At 70.2% G+C, this 4,086-nt stretch carries 4 protein-coding genes; 3 read left to right on the forward strand and 1 reads right to left on the reverse strand.

What is annotated here, in order from left to right:
- Positions 1-1,170, reverse strand: a 1,170-nt coding sequence (locus B2284_RS00855) for a proline dehydrogenase family protein (protein WP_286697079.1), incomplete at its 3' end; no start/stop codon positions are given.
- A gap of 186 nt (positions 1,171-1,356) precedes the next feature.
- Here B2284_RS00855 and B2284_RS00860 point away from each other — a divergent pair.
- The 3 genes from B2284_RS00860 to B2284_RS00870 form a co-directional block, all read left to right on the forward strand.
- Positions 1,357-2,100, forward strand: coding sequence for an AraC family transcriptional regulator (locus B2284_RS00860; RefSeq protein ID WP_062256320.1), 744 nt, complete (start codon positions 1,357-1,359; stop codon positions 2,098-2,100).
- Positions 2,101-2,339: 239 nt separating this feature from the next.
- Positions 2,340-2,837 carry a ribonuclease E activity regulator RraA gene (gene rraA, locus B2284_RS00865; RefSeq protein ID WP_062256322.1) on the forward strand — a complete coding sequence of 166 codons (498 nt, stop codon included), beginning with the start codon at positions 2,340-2,342 and terminating at the stop codon, positions 2,835-2,837.
- A 205-nt stretch (positions 2,838-3,042) separates the two neighbouring features.
- Positions 3,043-4,086: hypothetical protein (locus tag B2284_RS00870; RefSeq protein WP_286697080.1), on the forward strand; the 1,044-nt coding region annotated here is incomplete at its 3' end.

Raw genomic sequence — 4,086 nt, forward strand, 5'->3', positions numbered from 1 at the left:
CGCGTCGGCGCGCGTCGCGCGCTCGATGAAGCGCAGGTAGTTCGCGTCGACGTCCTCCTTCGACGTGTACGGCGCCTGCTTCCAGTCGTGCAGTTCGGCCTCGACGCGCTCCATCGCGAGGTTCGCGCCCTTGACGAGACGCACCTTGATGCCCGCGCCACCGTTGGCCTTGCGCTCCTTCGCGAACGCGATGAGACGCTCGAGCGCCGGCACCGCGTCCGGCAGGTAGGCCTGCAGGACGATGCCCGCCTCGAGGTCGTGGAACTCCGGCTCCGACAGCAGGCGCGTGAACAGCTCGATCGTCAGGTCGAGGTCGCGGTACTCCTCCATGTCGAGGTTGACGAACTTCTTCTTGATGTCGCCGCGGTTGACGTTCGCGGCGCCCCCACCCGGCTGGCCTGCGTCGGCGTTGGCGTCACCGGTGTTCGACGATGGCGACGACGCGTCGCTCGCCGTGCCGTTCGCGACGCGGTAGATCGGACGCAGCCGCTCGAGGGCGCGCTCGACGGTGCCCTCGGCGTCCCACGTCGAGATCTGCGAGACGAGGCAGCTGACCTTGATCGAGACGTAGTCGACGTCGTCGCGCGCGAGCAGCTTGCGCGTCTCCTCGGTGCGACGCGCGGCCTCGGTCTCACCGAGGACGGCCTCGCCGAGCAAATTGATGTTGAGGCGGAAGCCGTCGGCGTGCGCCTTGGCGAGGTGCTTCGCGAGCGTCGGGTCGCTCGCGTCGACGACGAGGTGGCCGACGAGCTGACGCAGACGCGTGCGCGCCGCGGGCACGACGACGGGCGGCATCGTCGTCGCGAGGCGGGAACCGAGGCCGAGCAGCTTCGCGTCGAGCTTGCCCATGAACCCGGTCGCCTCGTTCGACGACAGGCGCGCGAGCTCGCGCGCGGCGGCCGTGTTGTCCTCGGGGCGCGCGACGCGGTCGACGAACTTCACCGCGAGGTCGAGGCCCTTCTCGTCACGCAGCAGCGCGCCGAGCTGGTCGCTCGTGCGCTTCTCGGCCTTGGTCTGGCCGGCCTCGGTCGCGTCGCTCCAACGGTTCGCGAGGGCGACGGCGTCCTCGACGAGGTCGTGCAGTTCGGCGAACGTCGCAGCGTCGTCGGACGGGGTGGTGTCGACGGTGGTGGCGCCCGGGGTGTCGGGTGCGTCAGTGATCTGGCTCATACCACCAGTCAAACCCCTCCTGACCGCTAACGTCTTGCCCGCCTGCCGCAGCCTCGCCGCGGGTATCGGCCAGAACGGCCCGTCGTGACGGTTCGTGTCGCCGGCGGGACGGGAAGACCCGGGGACCTGTGGGGCTGGCGAGGTCTGTGGGCCTGGCGGTGCCGACGCGCCCGCTACCCTTCCCTCATGACGACGGCACCGACGCTCGACGCCCTACGTGGCGCGCTCGGACCCGCCGTCCTCGAAATGGTCGATCACCTGCCGGGCACGATGTTCTGCGTCAAGGGTGCGGACGGTCGCTACCTCGCCGTCAACCCGACGTTCGTCGAGCGCACGAACAAGCGCTCGCGCGGTGACGTCGTCGGGCGTCGCGCGGCCGAGCTGTTCGTGCCGGAGCTCGCCGAGCGCTACGAGGAGCAGGACGCGCGCGTCCTGTCGTCCGGCAAGCCGCTGTTCAACGAGCTCGAGCTGATCCGCGCCTCGGGCGGGCCGTTTCGTTGGCACATCACGGCGAAGGTGCCGCTGCGCGACGAGGCGGGGCGTGTCGTCGGCATCGCCAGCATGTCGCAGGACGTCGGCGAGGCCGCCGAGGACGACCCGGCGATGACGTCGCTCGGCGCCGTGCGCGCCTACATCGACGCGCACCTCGACCAGCCGGTGACGTCGCAGGATCTCGCCCGCGTCGCGGGATGCTCCGTCGACACGCTGGAGCGACGCTCGCGCCGCGTGTTCGGACGTTCGCCGCGCCAACTCGTCCTGTCATCACGCATCGACGCCGCGCGAGAGATGCTCACCGCCAAAGAGCTGACGCTGGCGCAGATCGCCGACCGCTGCGGCTACTCCGACCAGGCCGCGTTCAACCGCACGTTCACGCGCCTCGTCGGCATGCCCCCGGGACGTTATCGCCGCGAGCGCAGCACCCAGGGCTGACGAGACCCGACCCGATCCGACCTGATCCCGAGCCCCACCCCATCCAACGGCCGGCACCGCCCGCGCGCCGACAGCATCCCGATTCTGCGATCTTCGTACACATTCACCGTTCATCGCTCCGACCCCGGCCGTCACCGCCGCGACTCGTCTTGATCCGCGGCCCGCGACGCCCCATGGGGCGTCCTCGCGAAATAGCGTGGACCTGCATGCCCTTCGAACCCGACGAAAGGACGCCTCTCATGGCCGACATCGCCACCGCCGACCTCTATGACGAGCTCGGCGACGCGCTCGACTCGTGCTCCACCCAGTTCACTCAATACGGCGGACGCGCGCGGTTCAACGGCACGATCGTGACGATCAAGTGCTTCCGCGACAACCAGATCGTCAAGGAGACACTCAACTCGCCGGGCGCGGGCAAGGTGCTCGTCGTCGACGGCGACGGCAACGTCGAGAGCGCCCTGATGGGCGACATGATCGCCGAGGCCGCCGTCGCGAACGGGTGGGAGGGCGTCATCATCAACGGCGCCATCCGTGACAGCGCCACCGTCGCGAAACTCGACCTCGGCACCAAGGCTCTCGGCACGAACCCGCGCAAGTCGGCGAAGGACGGCAAGGGCGAGAAGGACGTTCCGGTGACGTTCGGGGGCGCCACGTTCACGCCCGGCGACCATCTGTGGAGCGACGAGGACGGCATCGTCGTCACGTCCGCGGAACACGCCTCCACCTTCCTGTCCTGACGGGCCCGACAAGCCCGACCTGATGCCGCTCTCGACGCAGCCCGCATGGCAGGCCTGCCTCGCAGGTCCGGCCGACGTCGATGCCACCCGCGCACCGCGTCGTCCGCGTGCCGCGCCGGGCCGCGCCGGGCCACCACATGCCGCGACGCGATCGAACGCCCCGAGAGAGTGGCGAGGGGCCACCTGCTCGCCTACCGTTACGCCCATGAGTTCAACTGTCGCGTGCATCGGTTTTACCGACCCCGCTGCCCTGGCCGCCCTGGCGCGCGACAAGGGTGCGCCGGCGCACGAGTTGTCGAGCACGACGCGTTGGGTCGACTCGAGTGGCGCGATGCTGTTGCTCGACCGCACGGCGCAGTACGCGCGCCCTGGTTTCGACACGCCGGTGCGCACTCCGTACCGCGGCATCACGCCGCTCGAGAACGGTCTGGCGCAGGTGACGCTGACGGACGTCTCGGGTTTCGAGCTCGACCCGTTCACGGTCGTGCCGAACAACCGGTACACGGTCGGTTGGGCCGCGGTGGGGCGCGTCGCGCTCGTCGCGATGGGTGTCGACACCGAGTTCTTCGCGACGGTCGAGGATTTCTTCGACTCGCCCCGCAGTGCGATGCCCGGAGTCGAAGGTGAGCCGCCGGCCGAGGTCAAGCAGTTCGGTCTGCCGTGGCCGCCGCCGATGGAGATCGAGACGTTCCTGCCCGCCACGTCGAGCGATTCGCCTCTCGCGACGTTGAGCGGCACCGTCCAGTTCGCCGAGATCCGCACGAACTCCGTCACGGGCCACGAGTTCCTCGTCTCCCGGATCGCGACGGTGTGCGGCGAGATCGACCTGTGCACGCCCGTCCCCCTCGACGGCGTGCCGGCACCGGGGTCGGTGACGGTCGGTCAGGTCGAGCTGCTCGCCGGTTTCCCGGCGCACGGTCTCGACGACCCGTCGGCCGCGTACGACTCCCCCGAACGCGTCGGCCCGACGTTCCGTGACGGAGACCCGAACTCCCCCGACGACGTCATGCCGATGGATGCCCCCGACCTGCCCGACGGGCTCGTCCTCGGCGATGACGGCGTCGTGCGCACCACCGAGGAGCACGCGGCGTGGAAGGGCGGCGACGCCGAGGCCGGGTTGCACCCGAAGCCGGTCCCCACGCCCTCCACGCGCGAGGAAACCTCCACCGAGGACGCCCTCGACGCCCGACGCGAACTGCCCGCCGAGCCTGACGTGGTCGAGCCCGGCGCCGACGAAGCGAGCGAGTCG

The sequence above is a fragment of the Dermacoccus sp. UBA1591 genome, assembly GCF_002322065.1.
GTDB classification, from domain to species: Bacteria; Actinomycetota; Actinomycetes; order Actinomycetales; family Dermatophilaceae; genus Dermacoccus; species Dermacoccus nishinomiyaensis.

Excerpts from the sequence above, each read along its gene's own strand:
- B2284_RS00860 (WP_062256320.1), top strand. The coding sequence starts at position 1,357 with ATGACGACGGCACCGACGCTCGACGCCCTACGTGGCGCGCTCGGACCC.
- rraA (WP_062256322.1), top strand. The coding sequence starts at position 2,340 with ATGGCCGACATCGCCACCGCCGACCTCTATGACGAGCTCGGCGACGCG.